Source organism: Synechococcus sp. CS-603 (assembly GCF_977929215.1).
This window is the reverse complement of sequence record NZ_OZ376778.1, coordinates 294,270-319,070: the sequence shown is the minus strand read 5'-3', so window position 1 is coordinate 319,070 and position 24,801 is coordinate 294,270. Positions and strand designations below refer to the sequence as shown.

The window sequence follows — 24,801 nt, the reverse complement described above, 5'->3', positions numbered from 1 at the left end:
AGGGTGATCGTGGTCGACCAGCTTGCGCAGTTCACGGGCATCACAGCAGCTGAGACTTTTTTTTAAGCCACTCCAGTTCCATCTGGAGCCGACCGATCTGCTGGAACAGCTCCGCCTCCTTGGCCTGTACTTCCTCGTTGGCGTTGCTCTTCTTGCCTCGGGTGAACAGATCGCTGGCGCCCTCCAGCATCTGCTTCTTCCACTGGCTCACCTGGATCGGGTGGATCGCGTGATCAGCGGCAATCTCCTGGAGCGTCTTGCGGCCACTGATCGCCTCCATGGCGACTCTGGCCTTGAACTCTGGGCTGTGGGTACGGCGTTTGCTCATGGCTGGGAGCCCCTTTTCAAGGGCAGTGCCCCGCCTCAGAGGTTAACGATGGGGCCTGTCCAGAAAAGCCAGACCACCTCAGCACGACATGAAGAGGGCACTTCAGCAACGTCGCCTGTTGCCGCCACCACCTGCCATGTGTGGCGGCATCCAGTCCACCGCTGACAAACGCAGCACTCGCGTAGCGCGCACCGGGTTGACGGGCGATGCTCTGCTGCTCAAATATTCGCGCCTGCGTCAGCAGCGCAGGATTCATCCACACGTGGCGTCGCAGCATCACCTGCAGCACGGGTCGGCTGGTATTGAGCCAGTAGAGCGCTGGTCCGATCAAGGGCGCTGCCAGCAGCTGTCGCAACCAGCCAAAGCTCTGGGGTGACCAGCCAGTCATGGTGGGCAGGGGGCCGCGCCAGGTCGGTGCAACCGCTATGAGTCCTTGCCACTGATTCGAGCACTCCGCCGCCAGGGAGAGGGCCAGGCTGGCACTGTGTCCGGCAGCAACCACCGTGACCGGTTGGGAGTGGTGGCTAGCGAGATGGTCCAACACGCCTTGGAGCACGAAGCGCTGCAGCGATGCGTCGTAGTCCATCGGCGGCCGATCACTCTCACCGAAACCGAGCCAGTCAAAGCTCACCAGCTGGCGTTGATCCCCGACCGCCTCTACAAACGCCAGCCATTCGCTTCGGCTCGAAACCGTGCTCAGGGCAGGTAGGAGCAGCCAAAGGGGTGCGGCTGCTGGTCCGCGGCGCTCCAGCACGACGGTGAGCTGGTGCCCCGCCAGATTGAGACGTAGCCGTTCAACCTCTCCAGCAAAGGCTCTGCTCATGCAAAACCTCGCTGAGCGACGACCTGCTGGAAAAAGACCTGATCGGATCCGGGATTGTAGAGGCAGTAAGTGCTGGGCCCTGCCGTTGGGCCCGGGTTCACGCAGCCCACGCCGATCACCTTGCGGGCCGGTACGGATTGGTGATGCTCCTCCACGCCAGCGAGGTGCTGGAGGTTGGAATCGAGGCCGCCGCTGAGCTCCACACAGAATTGCTCCCCGCTTCGGCCGGTGAACAGTCGATTGACATCCATCCGTGTGAGGCGATCGAGCAGTAACAGTGGTGAGCTGTCGCTGGAGAGGCTGTCGCTCACATCGGCGGAGCTTCCGTGCAGGAGGGCGCAGTCAAGCTCCCTAAAGCCGAATGGCAGGTTGGCCAGCCAGGCCATATCGGCTTGATCCACCGCGTTCAGCAGTGATTCCACGGCAGCCTCCCCTTGCGCCGCCCGCAACCCATCGGCGCGGCTGCGCCCGCGGTATCCCCACTCCGCCAGGAGCTGTTCATCCCACCAGCCGACGACACACTGGGGTTGCAACTCCCCCCGTCGTGGGTTCCGGAGTCGTTCCAGCAGGGCATGACAGCTTGGGTCAGGGCCCACCAGATCGCCCAGAATGAACAGAGTGCTCACTCGCTCACGCCGAAGATCCCTGAGCACGGCCTCATAGGCCTTCAGGTTTCCGCGCAGTCCACTCAAAAGTGCCCACATCGCCATCAACGCTCACAAACGTGAGCAGCGTCGTCGGCCCGCTCGGCGTACTCGAATCCATGGCGAAGCCGCCAAGAGAAGATGGGCGGAAGTCCCGCATTCAGGATGGCCTGGCAGGTGCGCTCCACGTCGTAGCTCACTTCACGGATCTCTACCGCGTCATGGTCTTCGTCGACAGTGATGTACGTGGCCTTGGTGCTGCCGTGCCGTGGTTCGCCTACCGACCCCGCATTGATGAGGCGGCGAAGCGGTAGATCGAGCTGATGCTCGCTGCTCGCGAGATTGGAACTTGAGGTTGCGGCGCCAGCAGGTTTCTGAACCCGCACCCGGATGGAGCCATGGTTCAACCTGCGCACATAGGGGCGATGGGTGTGGCCACAGAGCAAGGTGTCGGCCTCCGCAGAATCGACTCGCTCCAGGGCCGTGAAAGCATTCATGTCAGGCAGGAGATATTCGTGCTGACTGTTGGGGCTGCCATGCACAAACAACAGGCGCCCACGGCGTAGCGAAAAAGGAAGGCCTGCCAGAAAGTCTCGGTTTTCAGCCTTGAGCTGGGACGCTGTCCAATGGTGTGCCAGCTGCCCACGTCGTTCGGCCAGTTGGGAGGGATAGCTGCAATCGCAGGCATCGAGCCCCTCGATGATGTCCTCATCCCAGCAGCCCTGGCAGCTGGGAATGCCCCGCTCACGTACCAGCTCCACCACCTCATTGGGTTGGGGGCCATAGCCAACCAGATCACCCAGGCAGATGATGGTGTCAAGACCCAACTGATCAATGTCGGCCAACACCGCCTCCACGGCGGCCAGGTTGGCGTGCAAGCAGGAGAGAACGGCGATAGCCATGGGTGTCAAGGCGATGGGGTCGGCAGTTGTTGCTGTTGGCGCAAGGGCCCCTGCTGCAGCTCCAGAGCCGCGTCGCTGAGCAGGCAGTCGTTGATCGTGTTTTGTATCTGGTTCAGCTGAAGTTGCTTCCCTTGCACGACCAATCGCGACAACCGCGTTGGACGTCCATGTGGTGATTCCAGCTCCAGCAAGGGTAGAAATTGGGACCCCTCCTGGCTCACGATCCAGTTGAACAGGAAGCCGCGGCCGTCAGGCAGGTTGACATGGGCCTTGGCGCGGAAAATATCGCCGTAGGCTCCATTCACCAGCTCAAACCAGAAGCTGCTCAGACTGTCTGGATCCCACACCGCACCATTGAGCGGCAGGCTGTGGTGCTCAAGAGCGCTGAATTCGAGGGTGTCCTGCTGGGGCAATTCGTTATCACGGCCAAAATGCAGATGACACTGAGGCATCAGCTGCAGGGCCGCCAGCTGGGGGATCAGGCGTCGATCGATCCCGGCCAATCCGCTCTCCGCTGGGTGGTGAAACTGTGGTATCTCAAGGCAGGCCAGCAGATTGGTGGCGTGTGAAGCCAGGCTGACGTCTTGGTCAGCGAGATCCATCAGTTCCGGGCATTGATCGCACAGAAAGGCCTGGTCGAGGCCGCCATCCTCAGCGTGTTGCAGGCCTTCATCCGCAAATCCGGGAAGGCGGAGGTAGCCGCAAGGCCCAAGGTGGGCCTGAAAATGTTTCAGGATCCAGGCCGTCTTGCCACAGCCTGGAGGTCCGGAGATCAGCAGGATCTGGCTCATCGTTCTGCCAAACAGGCCTCGAGCTGCGCCTTTAGGCCGGCCTGATCAATGTCTTTGCCGATCGCTACCACCTTGGTGTGCCGAGGGCTGCCTTGCGGCCAGTCGGAATCATCAATCGTGAAGCGTTTGCCGCAGAGGTGAAACAGGTGGCGGCGGTTGCTCTCGCGAAACCAGAGCACCCCCTTGGCTCGAAACACGTTGGCCGGCAGCTGCTTGTCGAGAAAGTGTTGAAAGCGGCGTAGATCAAAGGGAGCATCTGCCGCTAGAGACACTGAACGGAATCCCTCCAGCTCAGGCGTGTGGGCGTCTGCGTGGTTGTGCACATGGTCGTGCGATTGATGGTGGTTGTGTTGGTGATCTTGGCCGTGATGGACGTGGTGGTCGTGATCCTTTCTGAGCGCTTCCTGGTCTTGGAGCGCCACCAATAGATCCGTTTCGAACAGGCCCACACTCAGCAGCATTGACAGGGGCACATCGCCATGGCTGGCATGCAGGATGCGGGCATCGGGCTTGATCTCCCTCAGGCGAGCCTCCACGGCCACTAGCCGTTCGGCATCGACAAGGTCACATTTGTTGAGTACAAGGATGTCGCCGTACACAACTTGAGCCCTGGCAATCGGGCTCTTCTCAACAAAAGCGCCATCAAAATGCTCGGCATCGATCAAGGTGATGATCGAATCCAAACGGAGCAAATCGCGAAACTCACCAGCCATGAAGGTGAGGGCCACCGGTAGCGGATCGGCCAATCCGGTGGTCTCCACCACGATGAAATCCGGCGGATCAGGGCGCTCCAGAACGCGCTGAACCGCCTCTTGCAGCTCACCGTTGATTGAACAACAAATGCAGCCGTTACTGAGCTCCACCATGTTGTCGCTGGTGGTCACCACCAGTTCGTTGTCGATGCCAACCTCGCCGAATTCATTGACTAATACAGCACTGCGCACACCCTTCTGGTTGCTGAGAATGTGGTTGAGGAGCGTGGTCTTGCCGGCACCGAGAAAGCCGGTGAGCACGGTGACGGGCACAGGGACCATGAGATCGCGATCATCGGCCTGAGAACGATTCTCATACTACATCTATCGGGCTGAATTTTGTATGGCGGTATCCGATGGCGACACGGCGCCAAGCGACCACCCCTTCACAGGCTTGGTTGAATGCAGGGGCCGCTAGCGGAGCCGCCGCTGTGGCAAGCCTGCTTCTGCTCTCTTCTCTGGGCAGGTCTGAGGAGCGCGACAGCAATCCGGAACCGTGTGGCCAGTCCATCGATGTCTGACTCCAAAAGACAGGAGCCGGCCATCACGACCTGTTCCCCTGATCCCGTCGGAAGGGTGGCTGAGCGCTGGCTGTCATGGTCCGCGGTTCCGCCCGATGCGCTGGGAGCGCAAGCATCAGCGGCTGGAGATCAGCACCCCAGCCCACGGCCAAGCATGGCTATCAATCCGAATCCTGAACCGATAACCAACCCTTCTCCAGTGAGCCATTGCCAGCCAAGGCGTTAGCCCTTGATGGATCAACAGGGCTCAGCCCGCTTGCTTTCTGCAAAGGTGATCCTCGGCATGTTCATCTCCCTTGCTCAACCAACAGCCGTGAGCGCTTCGCTGACCTCCCAGAGCTGGCGGCGGGTCTCTGCGTTCAGGGCCTTTGGTGCCACCCGGCAGGCCCGCGGCCAGCCGCGCATTCCCCCCAGTTGGTCGGGGCCGAAGTGCTCGCCGCCCTTGGCCTCCGCTGCTGTGGCGGCATGGAGCTGGGGCAGGGCGCCCATCGCCGCGCTCTGGAAGAGGGGATCCATCAGCCGGTAGGCCAGGCCCTCCAGCTTCGAGCCGTTGGCGGCCACTGACGCCGGCTGCAGGTTGGTGCGGGCCAGGCCGGGGTGGGCGGCCAGGGAGATCGCCGGGCTGCCGGCTGCCTGCAGCCGCTCCTGCAGTTCGAGGGCGAACATCACGTTGGCCAGCTTGCTCTGGCTGTAGGCCGCCCAACGGTCGTAGTGGCTTTCGCCCATCAGGTCATCGAAGGGGAGGCGACCGAAGAACTGGGCGCCTGAGGTGACCGTGACCACCCGGGCTCCGGGCCGCTCGGCCAGCAGCGGCAACAGGGCCGTGGTGAGGGCGAAGTGGCCCAGGTGGTTGGTGCCGAATTGCAGCTCGAAGCCATCGTGGGTGAGCTGCCGCGGCGTGCCCATCACACCAGCGTTGTTGATCAGCAGGTCGAGGCGACCGTATTGCTCGGCCAGCCAACGGGCCCCGGCACGCACGCTGGCCAAGTCGGCTAAATCGAGCATCAACACCTCCAGCCCGCCGGTGGCGGCTGGCAGCAGCTCATCACGGGCCGCCTCCCCCTTGCGGCGGGAGCGGCAGGCCAGCACCACGGTGGCGCCATGGCCGGCCAGGGCCCGGGCCGATTCAAACCCGAGCCCGCTGTTGGCTCCAGTGATCAGGGCGATCCGGCCGGTCTGATCGGGGATGTCGGCGGTGGTCCAGGGCATCGGCTTGTGGCGCGCTAACAGGTCAGGGCCTTCATCGTGTCGCCTGAAGTTCCATCACCGTGGGCCCCATCCAGTAAGCCCCGGGATCCTGGCTGGCCGCGGCGATCTCGGCGCTGGCGGCAGCGGCGGCGGTTGGCGTCCAGAACCCCTGGCGGATCAGCTGCTGGCCATAGACATCCACGAAGCTCTCCAGCCAGTTCGCCACGGCATCCCCAGCATCCCCAGGGCTCCCCAGGAGCGGCAATGGCCGCAGGGCATCAATGCGGAACCCCCGCGCCGCCAGCAGCGACGGCAGCCGGCGGTTCACATCGGGATCGCCGCCGGCGGCACGAAAACTGGCCAGGGCGGCGGCACCGAAACGGCGGACCGCGTCGCCATCGGGGTGGAGCCCGAAGGTGCTCCAGTGCACGTATTCGTGAAACAACACCCGTGCCCCCGGTTTCAAGGTGGCGGCGAGCTGGTCGAGCAGGGGCTCAAGCGACGGCAGAAACATCGCCACCCAGCGGCACCAGACAAGGTCGAAGCCCTCCTGCGGCAGTGGATCAGAGCAGAGGTCATGGCGGCGGACTTCCAGCTGGGCCAGGCCCGCTTCGGCCGCCGCCCGTCGGGCGGCCTCCCCGTAGGAGGGGCTGAGCTCCAGGGCCAGAACCCGGCCGCCGGCTCCCACCTGGCGGGCGAGCTCCAGGCTGACGAATCCCGGACCTGCCCCCAGATCAAGCACCCGTTCACCTGCCGCCAGACCGGCCCTGCCCCAGGCTTCCTGGGCGGAGGAAAGCCAGAGCGCGTGCTGCTGGCTCAGGCGCTGCTGTTCGGCGGCGTCGGTGCCGAGCACATAGGTGCCGGTGGCCTGCGAATCAGGCTGGGAAGCGGCCATCGGCGTGGATGGGTCGTGCTCGGCGTTCAGCCCTTGCGGCTCATTCTTCAGGGAACAGCAGGTCGGCGAGTTCGTCGGCATCGACGTCGTAGACCCGGGCGAGGCTGGTTTCGATCGCGGAAGTGACTTCGCCGGGCAGGAAGCGCATGGCGTTGAGGGCGTCCTCGGCGATGTCGTCGGTGAGCAGTTTCTCCTCCCCGCCAAGCTTCTCGTCATTGATCACTGCCATGACCCAGCTCTGGTAGGCGTAGACCAGGTCTGCGAACTCCAGTTCGGGATCGTTGAGGTCGAGGCCCATGGGTCTGTCAGGTTCAAGCCCTCACAGTTTGGCCCCCGATGGGTGGGTCAGTCTCGCTTCATCCGAAATGCTTGGTTGAGCTGATGTCCCCTGCACCGCCGGTTCCCGCCGCCGCCAGCCTCCAGGCCGGTCTGTTCGAATTCGCCATTGCCGAGCTGGTGCGCCAGCACCGGGGCAGCTTCGCTCCCCTGTGGACCACCGAGAGCTGGGCCAAGCTGATGATCTGGCTGGCCCTCAACAGCGGCGGCAGCGGCGATCGCAGCGGCCTCGAAAGCTTCGCCGCCGCCCTGGGGCCTGCGTTGGCGGGTCGGATGCGGCGGCTGTTCTTTGAGCGTGAGCTCGACGGCCTCGGCCTGAAGCTGCTGGCCGACCCTGCCGACCCCCAGGTGCTGGTGCTGCCACTGGCGTCCGAAGCGGGCGACGGCCAGCCCCTTGATCTCGAGCGGGTGGCGGCAGCCCTGGCCGCCGCCGGTCTGGAGGGCCGGGTGAGTGAACGCGGCCGCTGGCAGAAGCTGGAGGCCCTGGTGGCTGTGCCCTGGCGAGACGATCCATGAACCTGATTGCCACGTATCAAAACAACGGCTTCACGGCCCTGGCCGATGGGGTGATGGCCTTTTTTGATCACCGCAGCGACCTGCAGCGCCCAGGTGTGGCCTTCGGCCCTGAGGTTGGTCCCGAAGCTGAGTCAGCCAGCCTGCCCGCGAAGGTGTCCACTGATATCAGCCTGGTGGCGACCGACCGCAGCGATCCAGAGGCCTTCGCCTTAGCCGAGGTGATCCTGCGCGGCGTGAACGCCGGCCTCAGTCAGTACCTCAAGGAGAGGCCGCTGCTGCGCCAGTGCTGCCCCGAGCAGAGCCTGTTCGTGAACCCGATCTTCAACCTGCAGCGCTATGCCCCTAGGGAAGGCTTTCGCCAGTGGCACTGCGACTGGACCCTCAGCGATGAGGCCACCGAACCCCACGCCCGCGTGCTGGCCTGGATTCTCTACTGCAACTCCCTGCCCGAGGGGGGCACCGAGTTCCATTGGCAGGGGCACCACGAGCAAGCGGAGCGGGGCAAGCTGGCGATCTTCCCCGCCGGGGTCTCACACATCCACCGGGGTCGGGTGAGCCAGGAGCACAGCAAAACCATCGCCACCGGCTGGATCAATGCCGGCCGGATGGAGGACTACGTCAAACGGCTGGCGGCCTGAAGCATGGTGCTGTCAAGCACAAACGAGCGCACCCAGCCGCGCTGCACAAAGACCGGCAGCAACACGGCGGGATCCACAGGGACCGCCCCCTGATCCAGCTCGCTGCAGAGCTGGCCAAATTCTGTTCTGGCGGCAAAGCCTTCCAGCAGCCGCCATTCATCAGGGTTCGGCCTGTCAATCCGGGTTTCAACCCCATCTCTCCAGATGAAGAGATTCACACTCCCCTCATCGAGGTCAATGGTCTCTGAATCCGTGGCGTCGGCCTGATTGGCCTGCCAGATGCGATGCACAGGGAAGTCGGATTGCATCAGCACACTGGATTGAGGCAGTTGGAACACCAACCGCTCCCATTGCCCAGGCGCCACCTGGGCGAGGGCCGTCAGGTCGATGCCGCTTTCATCTGCAGCGTTGAAGGCCCGGTGCCAGTGCCACTCCAGTTGCGCCACATCGGCGAGATAGGGCAATGCTTTGGCAGGCGGGAAGGTCTGAAGGAAGACCGGCAGATCACCGCCATAGTCCCCCAGATCGGGCGAGGTTGACGCGTTCTGCATCACGTACGTTTCGGCCAGGCCGCCGAAGAAGGCCGCGCCCACCAGCCGCCGGCAGACGGGATAAATCTCCTCCAGACAACGGATGAGCTTGCCTTTCACACTGCCCTTGTAGGCCGCAATCCCCTGCCGCACGCTGAGGTTGCCGGAGCCATGAAGCTGTGGCTCCAACGCTTCCAGGCAGGCCGGATCACCGCCAGGGCTGATCGCCCCATGGAACAGCCGTTGCAGGCGGATCAGGTCGTTGGGAGCTGGCGTTGGCATCGGCACTGCTCGGCTTTGTGGACTTCGGCCTGGAGCACGTCAAAGCTGGGGATGTCGGTATCCCATTCGATCAGGGTGGGCAGCGGGCCAAAGCGTTCCAGGGCCTGCTCGTACAGCGCCCAAACACCAGGCTGCACCGGCTTTCCATGGGTATCGAAGAGAAAGGATCCCTGCTGCTCATAGCCGGCCAGGTGTATTTCTTTGACGCGATCAATCGAGATCGCGGCCAGATACTCCATGGGATCAAAGCCGTGATTGATGGCATTGACATAGATATTGTTGACATCGAGCAGCAGATCACAGTCAGCCTTTTCAGCCAACGCGGCGAGAAATTGCCATTCGCTGAGGTCGTTGCCGGCAAACTGCAGGTAGGGCGACAGGTTTTCGATCAGGATGCGCCGGCCCAGGAACTCCTGCACCTGCTGGATTCGATCGGCAACATAAATGAGAACGGAATCGGTGTAGGGCAGCGGGGCGAGATCGTTGAAGTAGTGGCCGCCGCTTGACACCCAGGCCAGGTGGTCGGACACGTAGACGGGCTCAATCCGATCGGCCAGGGCTTTCAAACGATGCAGGTAAGCCCAGTTGAGCGCATCGGCGGAGCCAATCGACAGGCCGACCCCATGCAGGGTGAGGGGATAGCGCTCCCGGATGGCGGAGAGATGCCGCAACGGCAGGCCGCCGCCGAGATAGTTGTCCGAGAGGGCCTCAAACCAGGGGATGGCCGGGGTTGTGTTGAGAATGGGTGCATAGTGCTGGGAGCGCAGGCCCAGGCCTACTCCGTGGAGATTCATGGCGCTTGGTTGGCTCATTGGGTTGCCAGTCTTGGCCGATGGACCTATCGGGATGGTTGGCCTCAACCCGATAGGCACTGGCACCTGCGTTCAGCTGGCTTGCTTGATCGTTCCTCCAACAATCTTCTTGCAGGTGCCTTTGGGCACGTACACCCACTCTTCGGGATCACCCGAAACCTTCGCTTCTCCTGCGCAGCTGTGCTTGCTGGTGCCGCAGTCATTCATGCCCGCTTTGGCGATGCCGGCGCATTTCTCCATGCCGGCTTTGCCCGCGAGGGCCTCACCGGCGGTGGCGCCCACCAGGCCGAGGGCCAGGACGCCTGAGAGGGCGGCGTTCATGGCTGTTTTGGCTGTTGCAGATGTCATGCTCGAAGACCTCCAGCGGGAGGTGGCGAAGTGGCAGTTGTGGGCGGCGCAAGCATCGGGATGATGGCCGACCGTTGGACATACCGATGACGGCGGCGAACGGATTGGCGCCGTTGCCATAGTGCGTGGGAACCCTGACGGCGTTTTGATTCTGAGATTTTGTTTTGAAATTTTGGCCTCAGAACGTTGCCACCTGCAGGGCAGCCTCTGGTGGCCCTCAGCCGGGCCAAAGGAACGTATTGAAGCGCCGGGTACCCAGGCTGTTTTGATACCCGAGGGTGTTTTTAGTTGACAAGCTCACCACGGCCCCGAGCCGATCAGCCGTTTTGACGCATTGTTGAAATGTCTGGGCTGTGTAGCACTGCACGTCAAGCTGGTTGCAGCCGCCGGGAGGCAAAAGCGCAACCTGGAAGGGCTGGATGCTGCAAAAAATCGGCTTGGTGTAGAGCTGGCGAAGTCGATAAAAGTCGGCCCGGGTGTAATTGGCAAAAAAGTGATCATCCACCTGGATGCCATCCCCATGGCGGGCTTCATGCACCAGATCTGGAATACTCATGGACCGGTATTGCGGTGATTGCACCCAGACCACGGGCATCAGCCCTTGTTGACGGGCCTCCTGGGCAACGTGCTGTTGAACAGGATCAGCGACGTTCCGGTAATCCAGAAACACCACGCGATAGCGAACCGCGCGCATCCCAGCCAGGGTCTGGGTGATGGTGTTGGTTGAGGTGTAAAACCAGATCTGTGGTTTGGATAGCCACGTGCCGTTTGGTGCTGCATCTGCCGCCAGCGGTACCAGGGCAAGCCCTGCTGCGGTGAGGCGGGAGGCGATGGAGATGAGCTGTCTAGTGATTCTGCGTACCAACAAGAATCAACTCCCGGCTTGTGTGTTCAACAGTGCATCCAGTGCGGGGGCTTGAGGCAGGCTTCCGCTTCAACGCTACTGAGCCCCCTTTGAGAGCATGGGCTGATCTCCCCAAAGCCAGCCGTGACCGAGGCCCTGCCCAAGACCTACGACCCGGCCGGCACCGAAGCCCGCTGGCAGGCGGCCTGGGAAGCCGCCGGCGCCTTCCACCCGGATCCCACCGCCCCCGGCGAGCCGTTCAGCGTGGTGATCCCGCCGCCGAACGTGACCGGCAGCCTGCACATGGGCCACGGCTTCGAGACGGCCCTGATCGACACGATCGTGCGCTTCCAGCGTCTGCAGGGCAAGAACGTGCTCTGCCTGCCCGGTACCGACCACGCCTCGATTGCTGTGCAGTCGATCCTGGAGAAGCAGATCAAGGCGGAAGGCGGCAGCAAAGACGACCTCGGCCGCGACGCCTTCCTGGAGCGCGCCTGGGCCTGGAAGGCCGAAAGCGGCGGCACGATCGTGGGCCAGCTGCGCCGGCTGGGCTACTCGGTGGACTGGAAGCGCGAGCGCTTCACCCTCGATCCGGGCCTGAACAAGGCGGTGGTGGAGGCCTTTGTGCGCCTGCACGAGCAGGGCCTGATCTACCGGGGCGAATACCTGGTGAACTGGTGCCCGGCTTCGGGATCGGCGGTGAGCGATCTCGAAGTGGAGATGAAGGAGCTCGACGGCCACCTCTGGCACTTCCGCTACCCGCTTAGTGGTGGGGCCACCCGTGATGGCCTCGATCACCTGGTGGTGGCCACCACCCGCCCCGAAACCCTGCTGGGTGACACCGGCGTGGCCGTGCACCCCACTGACCCGCGCTATGCAGCCTTAGTGGGCCAGACGATCACCCTGCCGCTGGTGGGCCGCGAGATCCCGATCGTGGCCGATGAGCACGTGGATCCCGCCTTCGGCACCGGCTGCGTCAAGGTCACCCCCGCCCACGACCCCAACGACTTCGCCATCGGCGCCCGCCACGGCCTGCCGCTGATCACGGTGATGGCCAAGGACGGCAGCATGAACGCCGCCGCCGGCCGCTTCGCCGGGCTGGATCGCTTTGAGGCGCGCACGGCGGTGGTGGCGGCGATGGAAGCCGAAGGCTTCCTGGTGAAGGTGGAGCCCCACCGCCACAGCGTGCCGTTTTCGGATCGCGGCAAGGTGCCGGTGGAGCCGCTGCTCTCCACCCAATGGTTCGCCAAGGCCGAGCCCCTGGCGGCCCGCTGCCGCGAGGCCCTCGATCGGGGCGAGCCACGCTTCGTGCCGGAGCGCTGGCAGAAGGTGTACCGCGACTGGCTCACCGACATCCGCGACTGGTGCATCAGCCGCCAGCTCTGGTGGGGTCACCGCATCCCCGCCTGGTTCGTGGTGAGTGAAACCGGCGGTGTGATCAGCGACGCCACCCCCTATGTGGTGGCCCGCGATGCGGCCGAAGCCCGCGCCAAAGCCGAGGCGCAATTTGGCCGGCCGCTGCAGCTGGAGCAGGACCCGGACGTGCTCGACACCTGGTTCTCCAGCGGCCTCTGGCCCTTCTCCACCCTGGGCTGGCCCGATGAGAACGCCGCCGATCTGGCCACCTGGTATCCCACCAGCGTGCTGGTGACCGGCTTCGACATCATCTTTTTCTGGGTGGCGCGGATGACGATGCTCGCCGGCGCCTTCACCGGGCGCATGCCCTTCGCCGACGTGATGATCCACGGCCTGGTGCGCGATGAAAACAACCGCAAGATGAGCAAATCGGCGGGCAACGGCATCGACCCGCTGCCGCTGATCGAGCGCTATGGCGCCGATGCCCTGCGCTTCGCCCTGGTGCGCGAAGTGGCCGGCGCCGGCCAGGACATCCGCCTCGACTACGACCGTGCCAGCGGCAGCTCCGCCACGGTGGAGGGCGCGCGCAACTTCGCCAACAAGCTCTGGAACGCCACCCGCTTCGCGCTGATGAATCTGGGCGGCGAAACCCCCGCTTCCCTTGGCGCCCCCGATCCGGCCGCCCTCACCCTCGCCGACCGCTGGATCCTCTCCCGCCTGGCCCGCGTCAACCAGGACACCGCCCAGCGCTACGGCAGCTACGCCCTGGGCGAAGCCGCCAAGGGGCTCTACGAGTTCGCCTGGAATGAGGTGTGCGACTGGACGATCGAGCTGCTCAAGCGGCGCCTCTATCCCCGCCCCGCCACGGAAGGCGCCGCGCTCAGCCCTGAGGCCCTCGCCGATCAGCGCGTAGCGCGGCAAGTGCTCGCCAAGGTGCTCGCCGAACTGTTGGTGTTGCTGCACCCGCTGATGCCGCACCTGAGTGAGGAGCTCTGGCATGGCCTCACCGGCGAGCCTGAGGGCACCTTCTTGGCCCTGCAGCCCTGGCCGGCTGTGGATCAGTCCGCGCTTGATGCCTCCTTGGAAGCGTCGTTTGCGGAGTTGATCGAGGCGATCCGGGTGGTGCGCAACCTGCGGGCAGTGGCTGGCCTCAAGCCGTCGCAGCCGGCGCCGGTGGTGTTCATCACCGGCCGTCCGGAGCTGGCGGCAGTGCTGCGCCAGGCCAGCGGCGACATTACCGCCCTCACCCGGGCGGTGTCGGTGGAGGTGCGCGAGCCGGCTGGCTCGGGCGACGCGGCTGCGAGCGAGCGCACCCTGGCGGCCGTGAGCGGCGAGCTGCAGGTGCTGCTGCCGATCGAGGGTCTGGTTGATCTCGATGCCCTGCGCGGCCGCCTGGAGAAAGACATCGCCAAGGCCGAGAAGGAAATTAAGGGCCTGGCCGGCCGTCTCGCCAACCCCAACTTCGCCAGCAAGGCGCCGCCGGAGGTGGTGGCCGAGTGCCACGCGAACCTGGCGGAAGCCGAGGCGCAGGCGGGGCTGGCGCGGGGGCGGTTAGCTGGGCTTGGGTGAGCTGCTGCAGCCAGACTCTGTGTCCTGCTATGCCACCCTCATGCCATAACTAACAGACTGAACTTCACGCCTATTTGTTGATCTGATCTGCAGACGACTGCAAGCCTCTGAAAACACTCTCTGCCAGCTCTTCTGGGCAACCAGACGGCACTTCAGCCCTCACCGCATCAATCACCCCTGGCGTTGACTCCACCAACGCATCCACGATGGTGTCGGCCGTTCCCCCCAGCCCCAGCTTCTGGGCTGTGCTGATCAGGTGGCGTCGCTGAATCTGTAACGGCTTGTAGGTGCGGCTTTTGCTTCCATACCAGGCCATGGCCATCCTGATCTCCTGCTGGGGCCACATTCCGGTGCCAGTGCCGATCACCGGCCAGGCGGAGAGAACGTCATAGAGCGGGGTGAGTTGGTAGCGCCCGCCAGGGTTGAGAAACAGGCTGAAGTTCTTGGCGTGTCCATCAATGGCGCGCAACATCCAGAACAACACTTGGGCTCGATAGAACGTGCACAGATCTCCTGCAGCCGAGGATTGGGCCAGCCAGGCACTGATCGCCACCAGGCCAGGCCCACCTTGATTTTCGTATTTCGCCTCTGGCGGGGTTCCGGTGACCTGGCAAAAATCTTCGGTGGGCAAGCGCAGCCAGTGGCTGCCCGTGGGATGAAGCCTGCGGTCGAAGCGCTCCACGATCAAGCAGCGCTCGCCTGCGAAGCTGGCGATCTGGGAGGCAGCCACATCGATGCCGTAAGCCCTGAGCAGGCGACCACACAGCCATTCGTTCTCCACAGAGGTGGAGAAATCGATCTGTCCGTTGCCCACCGTTCCCATTGGCAGCTTGAACAGGTGGGTGGTGGGCGTGCTGTTGAGCGGCCGGCACCAGCGGCCGTTATGGCGGAGCAGGGCCGTCTTTTCTTGCGCCCCAGCCACGGAGAGCCGCAGCTCCTCTGCTGCAGGGCCACTGAATCCAGGCAACGCTGGGGCTACGACACCCCGCAGCACCTGCCCGATCTCCTGCTCAGACAGCGGAGTCGCCTCGATGCGATCAAGGCCGCTGGGTTCTTCATCAAGTGGCAGCACTTGCACCGCCCCGGCGCAATCACGGCCCACCGCGGCCAGCAGATCGAAGGCGCTGGAGCTGGCGGCCTGAAAGCGTCGCTGAACGCGCTGGCGGATCGCGCTGCTATCAGGCAGCAGATTCTCGAACCAGCTCCCCACCGCTGCGCCCTGCAGGGCGGTGGTGCCCAGGCCCGCTGGCAACGACAACGACAGGGGGCGGAACTGGCTTGAGCCCAGCCAGCTCTCTGCGTAGCGAAACTCCTGGCCTCCCCTGCTCGGCAGCGCCCAGATGCCGACCCGCTCCCCGTTCATCCAGACCGCCAGTTCGCGGCTGTGCCTAGGGCGCCCCATCACCACTCCGCGGTGTCGGAGGGTTCTTGGCGTGGCCTGATCACCAGCTCCAGGTCCAGAGCGGCCGTCAGCAACAGCAGGCGCTCCAGGGTCAGGCGACCGGGATGGAGCTCCAGCTGCGACAGGCGTGCCTGGCTGATGCCGCCGGCCCTGAGGGCGAGATCCTTCTGGCTCAAGCCCCGCTGGCGCCTGAGGCCCTTCAGCAGCTGGCCTAGCTGTGATGGTGCGCGGATCACCTGCTCGTTAAGGTCCATCGCCTACTCGTAGTCCTAATCAACGCAATTTAAGTGGAATCCGAGTTAATGGCTTTTATTTGCTTTCCGAGTAGTTCTGAGCTGGGGTGATCAGCTTGGCAGCCGCGCCGCGAGATCCTCCGGCACGCAGAAGACGTCCCTTCGCCCCTCTTGTCTGCGCAGGAGTAGGCCGAGTGCCGCCAGCTTCTGTAGGTCCGTCCGGGCGGTCTGGTTGCTCACCCCATGGCACCTCTGGTGGGAGAGCACGGTGTAGCGAAAGCCGCAATGGCGCAGCGCATGGCGTAGCAGGGCCAGCTGGCGGTGGTTCAGCCCGTCCACTCCTTCGAGCCGGAGTTGCAAGGCGCCAACCTCACCGGCTTTGCGCTCCAGATAGGCATGCAAATTACTGATCCCTTGCTGGATCACCTTGACCTGTGCCAGCAGGAAGTAGGTGAGGTCGTTGTCATCACTTTCGCTGAACAGAAACGAGCGTTCGTACTGCCCTCGGGCCTTGTTGATCACCGAGGAGATCGAGATGAACTCAAACAGCCGGTAGCCCTGATGGAGCATCGCCCAGTAGAAGAGCGCCCGAGCCGTGCGGCCGTTGCCATCACAGAAGGGGTGGTCGTAGGCCAGCCAGAAGTGAAGCGTGATGGCACGCACCAGCGGGTGGAGGAACACGGCTGGAATCTCGCCGTTGGCGAAACGGCAGAGCAACACCAGCCGCTGCTCCAGCTCGCCAGCCGCTGGTGGCACATGGAACACCGTGCCGTAGGCGTCCTCCACTACCACCTCCTTGCCTGGCGGGCGCAGCTGTCCGGCATCGGCCGGATCATCCAGGGTGCCCTCACTCACCAGCCGGTGCAGATCCAGCACCAGCTGCGGACTGAGCGGCTGATCCTTGAGTTCCCGGATGCGTTGCATCGTCAGGAAGTTGTTGAGGATCATCCGCTCGGAGCGATCCCGCGGCACCCGCCCACTGCGGATCATGGCCTTGGCCACATCCCGCGTTGTCGCCGCACCTTCCATCTGCGAAGAGGTGATCGCCTCCTCCATCAGCGAGCTCAGCAGGTGGCGATCGCGCGTGGACCGTGTCGTGACAGCGTCTGGGGCCACTACGCCGCCGCCGGCCTGCCGATCGATCTCATGGAGGCCCTGGAGCAGCAGGGGTGGCTGGCAGAACCAGAAGGCCTTGCCGTCACTCCCCTGCAGAGGTAAGGGGATGGGTCTGCGGGAGAGCTTCTCGGCCAGCCACCACTGCTCGTGGTTCAGGCCCTCCGGCGGCTGGTGGTGGCGCAGCTCGTCCCAGTGGAGATAGCGCTCTGGTACTGCCGCCGCGGCCAGCCGGTTGAGCAATGCCAAGGCTTGCTCCAGCCCGCCGCTGCGGGCGAGCAACTCCTCCAAGGGCGGAGGCCTGTGGGGCAGACGGATGGGCAACTCCCAATGAACTCCTAACTTTGTCCAAATTAGGAGATGGTTTGGCGCGCGCTCCCCTCGCCGCCAGTTCCCCGTGCGCGATGAAGGCCTACAGCAGCGACCCCTGATGGTCCACCGGCGGCAACTGTTGCGCCGGGGCGCGCTCCTCTGCCTCGCTGGCCTTCACGTCCAGGGCCTGCTCGATCACCCGATCGGTGAGCGCGTCGAAGTAGGCGGCCAAGCTCTGCTGCAGTTCCTGGAACTCTGGCCAGAGGGTGTCGTTCACGAACGTGCGGCTGAGGCGTGCCATCACAGTCGTGCGCCGTTGGCCGCGGTAGCGGTAGGGCGTGATGCCGTAGCGCCGCATCAGCGCCACGAACAGATGCCTCGACCATTGGTCGGCGAGCGAGAAGCGAAACTCGATCGGCGGCTCCTCGGCCGCGATTTCCTTGAGGCGGGCCTGGATGCGTTGCCGCGCCCGCTGGGCCGCCACCTTCTCGCCATCGCTGCCGGCCCGGGCGAACAGGGCCTCGATTCGGCGCAGCTTCTCGACCAGCTGCTCTTCCGCGCTGGCTGGCCTGGCAGGGCATGCCATGACGATCCTGTCTCGATGTCGCCGCTGGCACCGTAGGCCGGCATCGCCACGCGTAGATGCGCCAAGCCCATCAGCCGCATCTGTTGTCGGCCCCATGGGCGATCAGGTGTCGTCGATCTGCGCGAACCGGATCTCAGACAGCGTTGAACAGCAAGACTGATCGTTCACATCGCCAGAGGCGGCTGCCATGGAATTCGCCCAGGTGGTGTTCTACGGCCGTCTTGGCAAACAGGCCCTGTCGATGTTCAATCTCGATCCGCAGCAGTGGCGTGGCGCCCGGGTGCTCGACTGTCCCGGTGGCCCTGGCTCCCTTTCCGCTGTGCTGCGGGCAGATGGATTCGATGTGACCGCCGTGGATCCGCTCTACGCGTTGGCGGAGGACAGCTTGAAGCAGCGGGCTCTGGCTGACCTCGATCGCGCCATGGGCCAACTCGCGGGTGATCCAGCGATCCGTCCGGGCTTTGATCTGGCCGCCTGCCGCCAGGAACACCTCGCTGCCCTCGACGTGTTCCTGGCCGATCGCCGTGCCAATCCGGATCGCTACATCGCCGCCAGCCTGCCGGCGTTGCCCTTTGCAGATCAACAGTTTGATCTGGTGCTCAGCGGACACCTGCTGTTCAGCTATGCGTCGATGGCAGATGGCGGCCTGATGCCCGCAGAGGGGCTGGATCTGGCCTGGCACCACCGCGCGCTGGCTGAGCTGTTGCGCGTGAGCCGCAGGGCGGTGCGCCTCTATCCCGCCCACACGATCGAACGTCAGGCCCGCCGGCACCCCTTCGCTGAGTCACTTCTGGCCGAACTTCCCCCCCGCTGGAGCGGCCGGTTCGCCTCAACCCCCTACGACCAGGGGCATGACGGCCAGACCGAGGTGCTTGAACTGCATCGTTGACCGTACGCGAGCCGGTCAGCCCTGGCCGATCTCCCATGGCAGCGGTATGGCCAAGGGTCTCGCGCGTGCTGCAGCAACGCTTTTGAGGTGGTGCGCAGACTCGTAGCGTAGAAGCTGTTCTCCTTGATCGACGTGGGGGCTTCCACTGCCAGCAGAGCCAGGTGCTCTCTAGCAGTGGACTGTAGGGAGGCGTCACTGGCCTGGTTGCGGCTGCCAGTGTTGGGGTTGTCGCGCCGTCTGGGTAGTGGACCTCTCCCCCTGGCTGGAGCAGCTGCTGCCGGCCCTGCGCTCCCCCGCCGGGGCGGTGGCTTTCGTGCCGCTCTATGCCATTTGGGTCACGTTGCTGCTGCCGGGGGTCTGGGCTTCGATGCTGGCCGGTGCGCTCTACGGCACCGTCTGGGGCAGCCTGATCGTGTTCGTGGGTGCCTCGTTGGGGGCGATCGCCGCCTTCCTGCTGGGCAGGCACTGGTTGCGCGACTGGACCCGCCAGCGGCTGCAGGCCTTTCCGAAGCTGCTGGCGATCGAGCGGGCCGTGAGCCAGGAGGGCCTCAAGTTGGTGCTGCTCACCCGCCTCTCACCGGCGTTTCCCTTCAGTCTGCTCAACCTCGTCTATGGCCTCAGCGAGGTGAGCCTGCGCGACTACCTGATCGGGTTGATCGCGATCCTGCCGGGCACGGTGTTGTTCTGTGCCCTTGGCGAGCTCGCCGGCGATGTGGCCCGCTTCGGGGAGGTGCTCCACGGCGAGGCGGATGCCGGCACCTGGGTGCTGCGCATCCTGGGGTTGATCGCCACGGTGGGCTCGATCTCGCTGGCGAGCCGGGCGGCGCGGCGGGCCCTGGAGCGGCTGGATCCGAGCTGAAGGCAACTTTCAGGCGCCTGGCTCAGCCGGCTTCAGCGGCCAGTCGCGGATCGCTGCGATCAGCACGAACCAGCCCAGGCGGACTTTCGCGGGTAGGCCGCGACGGCTGGCCAGTTCCATGTATTGCGCTCGACCGCAGTCCGTCTTGATCCAGCGGTAGACGGCGGGTTGGCTGGGTGCAGGGTTCATGTCGCCACTCTGGCGCAATCCGGCCTTGGGCTGTCTCAGCTCAATTCCTCCAGCAGCTCCCGCAGGCCGGCCTCATCGAGCACGGCCACGCCCAGGGCTTCGGCCTTGCTGAGCTTGCTGCCGGCTTCGGCGCCAGCCACCACGTAGCTCGTTCTTTTACTCACCGAGCTGCTCACCTTTCCCCCCGCCGCCTCGATCAACTCCTGGGCCTGGCTGCGGCTGAGGCTGGGCAGGGTGCCAGTGAGCACGAAGGTCTGGCCGCTCAAGCGGTTGGCGGCTTCCCCAGCAGCCCCATCGCCTAGGGCTGCCGCCAGGGGGATCCCCTCAGCCTCCAGCTCCGCCAGCAGGGCGAGGTTGGCGGCGGTGGCGAACCATTGGCGCAGGGATTCGGCGATTTCAGCGCCGATGCCGAAGACGGCGGTGATCGCTTCTGGTTGCTCAGCCGCGGCGGTGCCCAAGGCCTCGGCGGAGGCAAACTGCCGCGCCAGAGCTTTGGCGTTCACCGCTCCCACGTGGTGGATGCCAAGGCCATAAAGCTGACGGTGCCAAGGCTGTTGCTTGGAGGCTTCAAGGGCCGCCGCCAGCTTCAAGGCTGAGGTCTCGCCCATCCGCTCCAGGCTGGCGAGCAGGGCGGCATCGAGGCGGTAGAGAGCGGCGATCGAGGTCACCAGACCCTGGTCCACCAGCTGCTCGATCAGCTTGCCGCCGAGGCCATCCACATCCAGGGCCGCCTTGCTCACCCAGTGGCGCAGGGCGCCGCGCAGGATCGCCGGGCAGCTGCTGTTCACGCAGCGGGTGGCGGCCTCGCCCTCCTCGCGCACCAGGGTCGAGCCGCACTCCGGGCAGGTGGAGGGCAGCTGCAGGCGCCTGGCGCCTGGCGCGCGCAGCTCGCTCAGCACGCGCACCACCTCGGGGATGATCTCGCCGGCCTTGCGCACCACCACCGTGTCGCCGTCATGGAGATCCAGTTCGACCAGGCGATCGGCGTTGTGCAATGTGGCCCGGCTCACGCTGGTGCCGGCCAGAGTCACCGGCTCGAATTCAGCCACCGGCGTGATCACGCCGGTGCGGCCCACCTGGGCCACCAGATGAAGCAGCTGGCTGGGGGCCTCCTCGGCGGGGTACTTCAGGGCGATCGCCCAGCGCGGCGCCTTCTGGGTGAAGCCGGCATCGGCCTGCAGGCGCAGGTCATCGAGCTTCACCACCACGCCATCGGTGGCGTAGGCGAGCTGATGCCGCTGCTGTTCCCATGCCGCGAAGAAGGCCTCCACCGACGCCAGATCGGGGCAGAGCGCGGCGTTGGGGTTGACCCGGAAGCCGGCGGCCGCCAGCCAGCTCAGGCACTCCCACTGGCTGCGGGGCCGGGAGGGCTCGCCGGCCGCAGGCTGCCAGTCGCCCGGCAGGTGCAGGGTGTAGGCAAAGAACTCCAGTCGCCGTGCCGCCACCACGGCCGGATCGAGCTGACGCAGGGTGCCGGCGCAGGCATTGCGCGGGTTGGCAAACAGCGGCTCCTCGCGGCTGGCGCGCTCGGCGTTGATGGCCGCGAAGGTGCTATCGGGGATCAGGGCTTCGCCGCGCACCTCCAGCCACTCCGGCGGATCGTCCAGCAGCAGGCGCAGGGGCACGCTCTGGATTGTGCGCACATTGGCGGTGATCTCCTCGCCGGATTCGCCGTCGCCGCGGCTGGCGGCCCGCACCAGCACGCCACGCTCGTAGCTCAGGGCCAGGGCGTTGCCGTCGATCTTAAGTTCGCACACCATCGGCAGCGCTGCGGCGGCTTCCCCGAGGGGAGCGGGCCGATCGAGCACCTTCAGCAGCCGCCCGTACCAGGCCTGCAGCTCTTCGCTTGAGAAGGCGTTCTCCAGGCTGAGCAGGCTGATGCGGTGACGCACGGCCAAGAAGCCGTCGGCCGGCGGGCCGCCCACCCGCTGGGTGGGGCTGTCGGCACGCACCAGCTCGGGGCTTAGCGCCTCAATCTCCTGCAGCTCCCGATACAGCCGGTCGTAAACCGCGTCTTCAAGTTCCGGAGCATCGAGCACGTAGTACGCGTGGGCGGCGCGTTGCAGCAGCCGGTGCAGTTCCTCGGCCCTGTGCTGGGGGGATGGATCGGGCATCGGCCGTGGCAGGACGTCGGACGTCTTCGGCTCAGGCCGCTGCCAGCCGGCTGATTCGCTCCACCCGCCAGGCTTTCTCCACCTTCACAAAGGTGAAATCCAGGGGCAGCTCTTCTTTGGCTTCCGACTTCAGCTTGACCGTGAGGATGATCTGACTGTCCTGCAGCCGGGGCCGGCCGGATTTGAGGTTGCGGTACTTGTTGAGTTGCAGCCCGGCCAGGAAGCGGATGAACTGCTGCCGGTTCACGTGGGAGCGGTAGTTCTTGGTGGTGAGTAGATAGGCGCCATCGATCTGACCGGAGGCCACCTGGGTGAAGAACTGCTTGAGCAGCGGGTTGATGCCGCGGGCGCTGAGCACCAGCTTCACCGCCGTGAACGTCCAGTAGATGAGCAGGGCGCTGGCGCCACCCAACAGCAGCTTCGTGCCGATCGTCTGAGCCAGACCCCAATCCATCGTGTGTGCCGCTGCGTTCTGGCCCCAGAGTCTGACCGACGACCCCGCCAGACTGGGGGCCACCAAGGCCCGAAGCCGAAGCGGCATGCCCCTTGCACCCCTGCTTCCCCTTTTTCATCGCCTTGATCGGGAACACTTCGGCGGTGCCCTGGCCCCGGCAGGAGGCCGTTTGGTGGACCTGCGCTGGAGTGACGGCCGCATGCGCCGCACCGCCGGCCTCTACCGCCGCGGTCGCCGCGCCGATGGCAGCGATCTCTGCGAGATCGTGCTTTCGCGGCCCCTGCTGGAGCCCCTGCCGCAGACGGCCATGCTCGGCACGCTCTGCCACGAGATGATCCATGCCTGGATCGACCGGGTCCTGGGGGTGCGCGAGGTGCATGGTCCCTGCTTCCGGGCCCGCATGGCGGAGATCAACCAGGCGCAGAGCGACTTCGAGGTGAGCCTGCGTCACCACTACCCCCTGCCACTCCAGGCTGTGCGCTGGCTGGCGCGCTGTCCGTGCTGCGGTGTCACGGCTCCCTACCAGCGCCGCGTGCGGGGCGTGGCCTGCCGCCTCTGCTGTGACCGCCTGCACGGCGGTCGCTGGAACGCCAGCTGCCAGCTGATCTTCGAAGCCGGTGTCTGAGAACACCGCCCCTTAAGGTTCGCCCTTCTGCTCTCCGCCCGTTTGGACCTTTTCCTTTGGGTGCTGCAAGTCGGCGGTGTTTCGATTGCCCTGCTGGGGCTCGGCCGGGAGCGTTGGCTGAAGCAGCGCAGGGCACTGCGCCACAGCCGCTAACCTTGGCCCAACAGCTTCGTTCGAGCAGGTCAGGGCAGCGCGATGAACGGTTCTGGTGATCCAGCCCGTCGGGGTAAGCGCCGATCAGCGGGATCCACCCTCGATCAATGGATGACTGCCGGGCGGCAGTTGGTGGATGGGGTGGCCGGAGCACGGCCGGGCTCCCGGAGCCAGGCCCGCGGTGGCGAGCGCGGCAGTGAGCGATCCGCTGAGCGACCCAGTGACCTACCCAGTTTTAAAGGGGTCGGGCGCTGGATGGAAAACCAGCTCGACGCGTTCATGGAGGGGGAAGACGACTGGTCCGAGCGCTCCCCGGAGTCGTGGCAGCAATCGATCCCGGAAGAACGCCGGTCGCCACCAGGCCGGGACCCCTGGACGCCACCAGCTCCATTCAACGATCGAATCGAGACCGATCAAGCGGCCGCTCCCCCCAGTTACCACGCCCCTAGCCGCCCCTCAGCAGCGCCGTTTGCTTGATGCCATCTCGCGCCGGGCGGCCCCCTGCTGCCGCCGGCGTCGGCTTCGCCCAGGCCACTGCCCCGCTCCAGCCGCCGCCGCCCCTGATCGCCGGGTCGGTGCTGCCCCTAGGTTGGAATTCAGTCGTGATGTCTGGGAGCAAGCCTGATGAGCAACCTGATTGTGGTGGGTTTCCCCTCGGTTGATGAGGCCGATAAGGTTCGCCGTGAATTGGTCAACATCCAGCAGGAACATCTGATTTCCCTGGAAGATGCGGTGGTCGTCGAGCATGACGAGCAGGGCCATGTGCAGCTGCGTCAGGCCGTCAACCTCACTGCCGCTGGAGCCCTTGGTGGGGGCTTCTGGGGGTCACTGGTTGGCCTGCTCTTCCTGAATCCCCTGCTCGGGGCCGCTGTCGGTGCCGGCGTGGGCGCCGCTTCCGGCGCGCTCAGTGATCTGGGCATCAACGATGGCTTTCTGCGCGAGGTGGGCGAAACCCTGCCGAAGGGCAATGCCGCCCTTTGCCTGCTGGTGCGTGACGCCACCCCTGATCGGGTGATCGAGCGCCTGCGCCGCTTCGCTCCCCACGCCAAGCTGCTGCGCACCAGCCTCAGCCACACCGACGAGGACAGCCTGCGCGAGCTGCTCGAAAAGAGCCGTCAACAGGCCGAGGCCCTGCGCCTGGGTTCGGCCTAAGAGATGTTGTTCGAGCTGCTGGGGCCAAGCCAGCGCTCGAGGGCCGGGGAGAACACCTCCCGGATCACGGTGAGTTCCCTGCCGTCACGGAAGAAGCGGTAGTGGCGGCTCCAGTAGGGGCCTTCCTCGGCGAACCCCTGCTGCAGCCAGCTCGCCTGCACCCGTGCCAGCCCATCCACTTCGCGGAACAGCTCAGCCCGATCGGCGCTGAGGCTGCGCCAGATCGGCAGCTGCCGGTCGCGAAGACTTTGTTCGGCTTCCGTCTGGTTCCACCAGCTCTCGGCCCAGGCCAGGGCCTGGCCGCCGCAGCGCAGCCAGACCTGCCGTCGCAACAAGGGAGGACTCAGTTCTCCGACTTCTGCCGGCACCCGGCCATCCCCGGCTGGATCCGGCGCCATCGCGATCAGCTCCACCTCCACCGGGGCGCCGGTGAGCAGCTCCAGGTGCCGGGTGGGGCTGCCATCTCCGAGCAGCAGCAAGCGCCAGGGACCGCTGAGTTCGGCCGTGGTCCTGGTCTCAGCCAGGGCCGCGACGGAGCACTGCCAGAGGGGCTGCGGCGAGAGAAACGGCAAGCCGAGCTCAGCCGGGCTGGGGGTTGGGCTGTCAGCAGTGCTGGGGGAAACGGTTCCCGTCATGGCAGCTTGC

At 65.1% G+C, this 24,801-nt stretch carries 29 protein-coding genes; 8 read left to right on the top strand and 21 right to left on the bottom strand.

Annotation, left to right across the window (positions count from 1 at the left end; all coding sequences use genetic code 11):
• Positions 1-40: 40 nt before the first annotated feature.
• From ACXMDM_RS01690 to ACXMDM_RS01650, 9 genes are all read right to left on the bottom strand, one after another.
• The gene (locus ACXMDM_RS01690) at positions 41-328 is read right to left on the bottom strand and encodes a transposase (RefSeq protein ID WP_071800342.1); all 288 of its coding nucleotides are present in this window, start codon (positions 326-328) and stop codon (positions 41-43) included.
• Between the two features lie 16 nt (positions 329-344).
• Complete coding sequence (locus tag ACXMDM_RS01685; protein WP_071800341.1) at positions 345-1,151, bottom strand: alpha/beta fold hydrolase; 807 nt, start codon at positions 1,149-1,151, stop codon at positions 345-347.
• Positions 1,148-1,855, bottom strand: coding sequence for a phosphoesterase (locus tag ACXMDM_RS01680; RefSeq protein WP_311134032.1), 708 nt, complete (start codon positions 1,853-1,855; stop codon positions 1,148-1,150). The genes ACXMDM_RS01685 and ACXMDM_RS01680 overlap by 4 nt, the downstream gene beginning before the upstream one ends.
• 5 nt (positions 1,856-1,860) lie before the next feature.
• On the bottom strand, positions 1,861-2,697 hold the full coding sequence (locus ACXMDM_RS01675; protein WP_071800339.1) for a metallophosphoesterase family protein: 837 nt from the start codon (positions 2,695-2,697) through the stop codon (positions 1,861-1,863).
• A gap of 5 nt (positions 2,698-2,702) precedes the next feature.
• Complete coding sequence (locus ACXMDM_RS01670; protein ID WP_071800338.1) at positions 2,703-3,488, bottom strand: DEAD/DEAH box helicase family protein; 786 nt, start codon at positions 3,486-3,488, stop codon at positions 2,703-2,705.
• A complete protein-coding gene (locus ACXMDM_RS01665) occupies positions 3,485-4,522 on the bottom strand; it encodes a CobW family GTP-binding protein (protein WP_071800337.1) in 1,038 nt (345 codons plus the stop codon). The genes ACXMDM_RS01670 and ACXMDM_RS01665 overlap by 4 nt, the downstream gene beginning before the upstream one ends.
• A gap of 539 nt (positions 4,523-5,061) precedes the next feature.
• On the bottom strand, positions 5,062-5,970 hold the full coding sequence (locus ACXMDM_RS01660) for an oxidoreductase (RefSeq protein WP_071800336.1): 909 nt from the start codon (positions 5,968-5,970) through the stop codon (positions 5,062-5,064).
• 31 nt (positions 5,971-6,001) lie between these two features.
• Positions 6,002-6,844, bottom strand: coding sequence for a class I SAM-dependent methyltransferase (locus ACXMDM_RS01655; RefSeq protein ID WP_071800335.1), 843 nt, complete (start codon positions 6,842-6,844; stop codon positions 6,002-6,004).
• A 40-nt stretch (positions 6,845-6,884) separates the two neighbouring features.
• Complete coding sequence (locus ACXMDM_RS01650; RefSeq protein WP_071800334.1) at positions 6,885-7,142, bottom strand: hypothetical protein; 258 nt, start codon at positions 7,140-7,142, stop codon at positions 6,885-6,887.
• An 83-nt stretch (positions 7,143-7,225) separates the two neighbouring features.
• Here ACXMDM_RS01650 and ACXMDM_RS01645 point away from each other — a divergent pair, with 83 nt between their 5' ends.
• Positions 7,226-7,696 (top strand): protein phosphatase, encoded by a 471-nt coding sequence (locus ACXMDM_RS01645; RefSeq protein ID WP_071801992.1) that lies wholly within the window; start codon positions 7,226-7,228, stop codon positions 7,694-7,696.
• Entirely contained in the window at positions 7,693-8,334 is a 642-nt protein-coding gene (locus tag ACXMDM_RS01640) for a 2OG-Fe(II) oxygenase (protein WP_259722794.1), read from the top strand. The genes ACXMDM_RS01645 and ACXMDM_RS01640 overlap by 4 nt, the downstream gene beginning before the upstream one ends.
• On the opposite strand, the gene ACXMDM_RS01635 is transcribed toward ACXMDM_RS01640, so the two are convergent.
• The 4 genes from ACXMDM_RS01635 to ACXMDM_RS01620 all read right to left on the bottom strand — a co-directional run bounded on the left by ACXMDM_RS01635 (position 8,310) and on the right by ACXMDM_RS01620 (position 11,171).
• Complete coding sequence (locus tag ACXMDM_RS01635; protein WP_259722793.1) at positions 8,310-9,146, bottom strand: HvfC/BufC N-terminal domain-containing protein; 837 nt, start codon at positions 9,144-9,146, stop codon at positions 8,310-8,312. The genes ACXMDM_RS01640 and ACXMDM_RS01635 overlap by 25 nt on opposite strands.
• Positions 9,119-9,940: an MNIO family bufferin maturase gene (bufB, locus tag ACXMDM_RS01630; RefSeq protein WP_259722792.1), complete on the bottom strand. Its 822-nt coding sequence runs from the start codon at positions 9,938-9,940 to the stop codon at positions 9,119-9,121. Before bufB ends, ACXMDM_RS01635 begins: the two co-directional genes overlap by 28 nt.
• Before the next feature lie 90 nt (positions 9,941-10,030).
• Complete coding sequence (locus tag ACXMDM_RS01625) at positions 10,031-10,306, bottom strand: BufA1 family periplasmic bufferin-type metallophore (RefSeq protein ID WP_499569953.1); 276 nt, start codon at positions 10,304-10,306, stop codon at positions 10,031-10,033.
• 217 nt (positions 10,307-10,523) lie between these two features.
• The gene (locus tag ACXMDM_RS01620; protein WP_499569951.1) at positions 10,524-11,171 is read right to left on the bottom strand and encodes a hypothetical protein; all 648 of its coding nucleotides are present in this window, start codon (positions 11,169-11,171) and stop codon (positions 10,524-10,526) included.
• 123 nt (positions 11,172-11,294) lie between these two features.
• On the opposite strand from ACXMDM_RS01620, the gene ACXMDM_RS01615 reads away from it, so the two are divergent.
• Complete coding sequence (locus tag ACXMDM_RS01615; RefSeq protein WP_259722789.1) at positions 11,295-14,075, top strand: valine--tRNA ligase; 2,781 nt, start codon at positions 11,295-11,297, stop codon at positions 14,073-14,075.
• Positions 14,076-14,145: 70 nt separating this feature from the next.
• Here the strand turns inward: ACXMDM_RS01615 and ACXMDM_RS01610 are convergent, their stop codons facing one another.
• From ACXMDM_RS01610 to ACXMDM_RS01595, 4 genes are all read right to left on the bottom strand, one after another.
• Entirely contained in the window at positions 14,146-15,477 is a 1,332-nt protein-coding gene (locus ACXMDM_RS01610) for a type II toxin-antitoxin system HipA family toxin (protein ID WP_259722788.1), read from the bottom strand.
• Positions 15,477-15,731, bottom strand: a complete 255-nt coding sequence (locus ACXMDM_RS01605; RefSeq protein ID WP_259722787.1) for a helix-turn-helix domain-containing protein — start codon at positions 15,729-15,731, stop codon at positions 15,477-15,479. The genes ACXMDM_RS01610 and ACXMDM_RS01605 overlap by 1 nt, the downstream gene beginning before the upstream one ends.
• 90 nt (positions 15,732-15,821) lie before the next feature.
• Positions 15,822-17,147, bottom strand: coding sequence for a Fic family protein (locus ACXMDM_RS01600; protein WP_499569947.1), 1,326 nt, complete (start codon positions 17,145-17,147; stop codon positions 15,822-15,824).
• Positions 17,148-17,235: 88 nt separating this feature from the next.
• Positions 17,236-17,721 carry a hypothetical protein gene (locus ACXMDM_RS01595; RefSeq protein WP_259722785.1) on the bottom strand — a complete coding sequence of 162 codons (486 nt, stop codon included), beginning with the start codon at positions 17,719-17,721 and terminating at the stop codon, positions 17,236-17,238.
• A 187-nt stretch (positions 17,722-17,908) separates the two neighbouring features.
• Between ACXMDM_RS01595 and ACXMDM_RS01590 the strand changes: the two genes are divergently transcribed.
• Both ACXMDM_RS01590 and ACXMDM_RS01585 read left to right on the top strand, forming a co-directional pair.
• Positions 17,909-18,610 (top strand): class I SAM-dependent methyltransferase, encoded by a 702-nt coding sequence (locus ACXMDM_RS01590; RefSeq protein WP_259722784.1) that lies wholly within the window; start codon positions 17,909-17,911, stop codon positions 18,608-18,610.
• Between the two features lie 244 nt (positions 18,611-18,854).
• Positions 18,855-19,469: a TVP38/TMEM64 family protein gene (locus tag ACXMDM_RS01585; protein WP_259722783.1), complete on the top strand. Its 615-nt coding sequence runs from the start codon at positions 18,855-18,857 to the stop codon at positions 19,467-19,469.
• A gap of 9 nt (positions 19,470-19,478) precedes the next feature.
• On the opposite strand, the gene ACXMDM_RS01580 is transcribed toward ACXMDM_RS01585, so the two are convergent.
• Genes ACXMDM_RS01580 through ACXMDM_RS01570 form a run of 3 tightly spaced genes read right to left on the bottom strand, consistent with a single transcriptional unit; the run spans position 19,479 to position 22,226 of the window.
• Positions 19,479-19,658: a hypothetical protein gene (locus ACXMDM_RS01580; protein ID WP_259722782.1), complete on the bottom strand. Its 180-nt coding sequence runs from the start codon at positions 19,656-19,658 to the stop codon at positions 19,479-19,481.
• 35 nt (positions 19,659-19,693) lie between these two features.
• On the bottom strand, positions 19,694-21,772 hold the full coding sequence (ligA, locus tag ACXMDM_RS01575; RefSeq protein WP_071800325.1) for an NAD-dependent DNA ligase LigA: 2,079 nt from the start codon (positions 21,770-21,772) through the stop codon (positions 19,694-19,696).
• Positions 21,773-21,803: 31 nt separating this feature from the next.
• Positions 21,804-22,226, bottom strand: a complete 423-nt coding sequence (locus ACXMDM_RS01570; RefSeq protein ID WP_071800324.1) for a hypothetical protein — start codon at positions 22,224-22,226, stop codon at positions 21,804-21,806.
• 85 nt (positions 22,227-22,311) lie between these two features.
• Between ACXMDM_RS01570 and ACXMDM_RS01565 the strand changes: the two genes are divergently transcribed.
• The 3 genes from ACXMDM_RS01565 (at position 22,312) to ACXMDM_RS01555 (ending at position 24,156) form a co-directional block, all read left to right on the top strand.
• Positions 22,312-22,851: a SprT family zinc-dependent metalloprotease gene (locus tag ACXMDM_RS01565; RefSeq protein WP_071801987.1), complete on the top strand. Its 540-nt coding sequence runs from the start codon at positions 22,312-22,314 to the stop codon at positions 22,849-22,851.
• 264 nt (positions 22,852-23,115) lie between these two features.
• A complete protein-coding gene (locus ACXMDM_RS01560; protein WP_499569943.1) occupies positions 23,116-23,481 on the top strand; it encodes a hypothetical protein in 366 nt (121 codons plus the stop codon).
• A gap of 147 nt (positions 23,482-23,628) precedes the next feature.
• Positions 23,629-24,156 carry a DUF1269 domain-containing protein gene (locus ACXMDM_RS01555; RefSeq protein ID WP_071800323.1) on the top strand — a complete coding sequence of 176 codons (528 nt, stop codon included), beginning with the start codon at positions 23,629-23,631 and terminating at the stop codon, positions 24,154-24,156.
• Here the strand turns inward: ACXMDM_RS01555 and ACXMDM_RS01550 are convergent.
• Positions 24,153-24,791, bottom strand: a complete 639-nt coding sequence (locus tag ACXMDM_RS01550) for a chorismate lyase (RefSeq protein WP_259722780.1) — start codon at positions 24,789-24,791, stop codon at positions 24,153-24,155. The genes ACXMDM_RS01555 and ACXMDM_RS01550 overlap by 4 nt on opposite strands.
• Between the last annotated feature and the right edge of the window lie 10 nt (positions 24,792-24,801).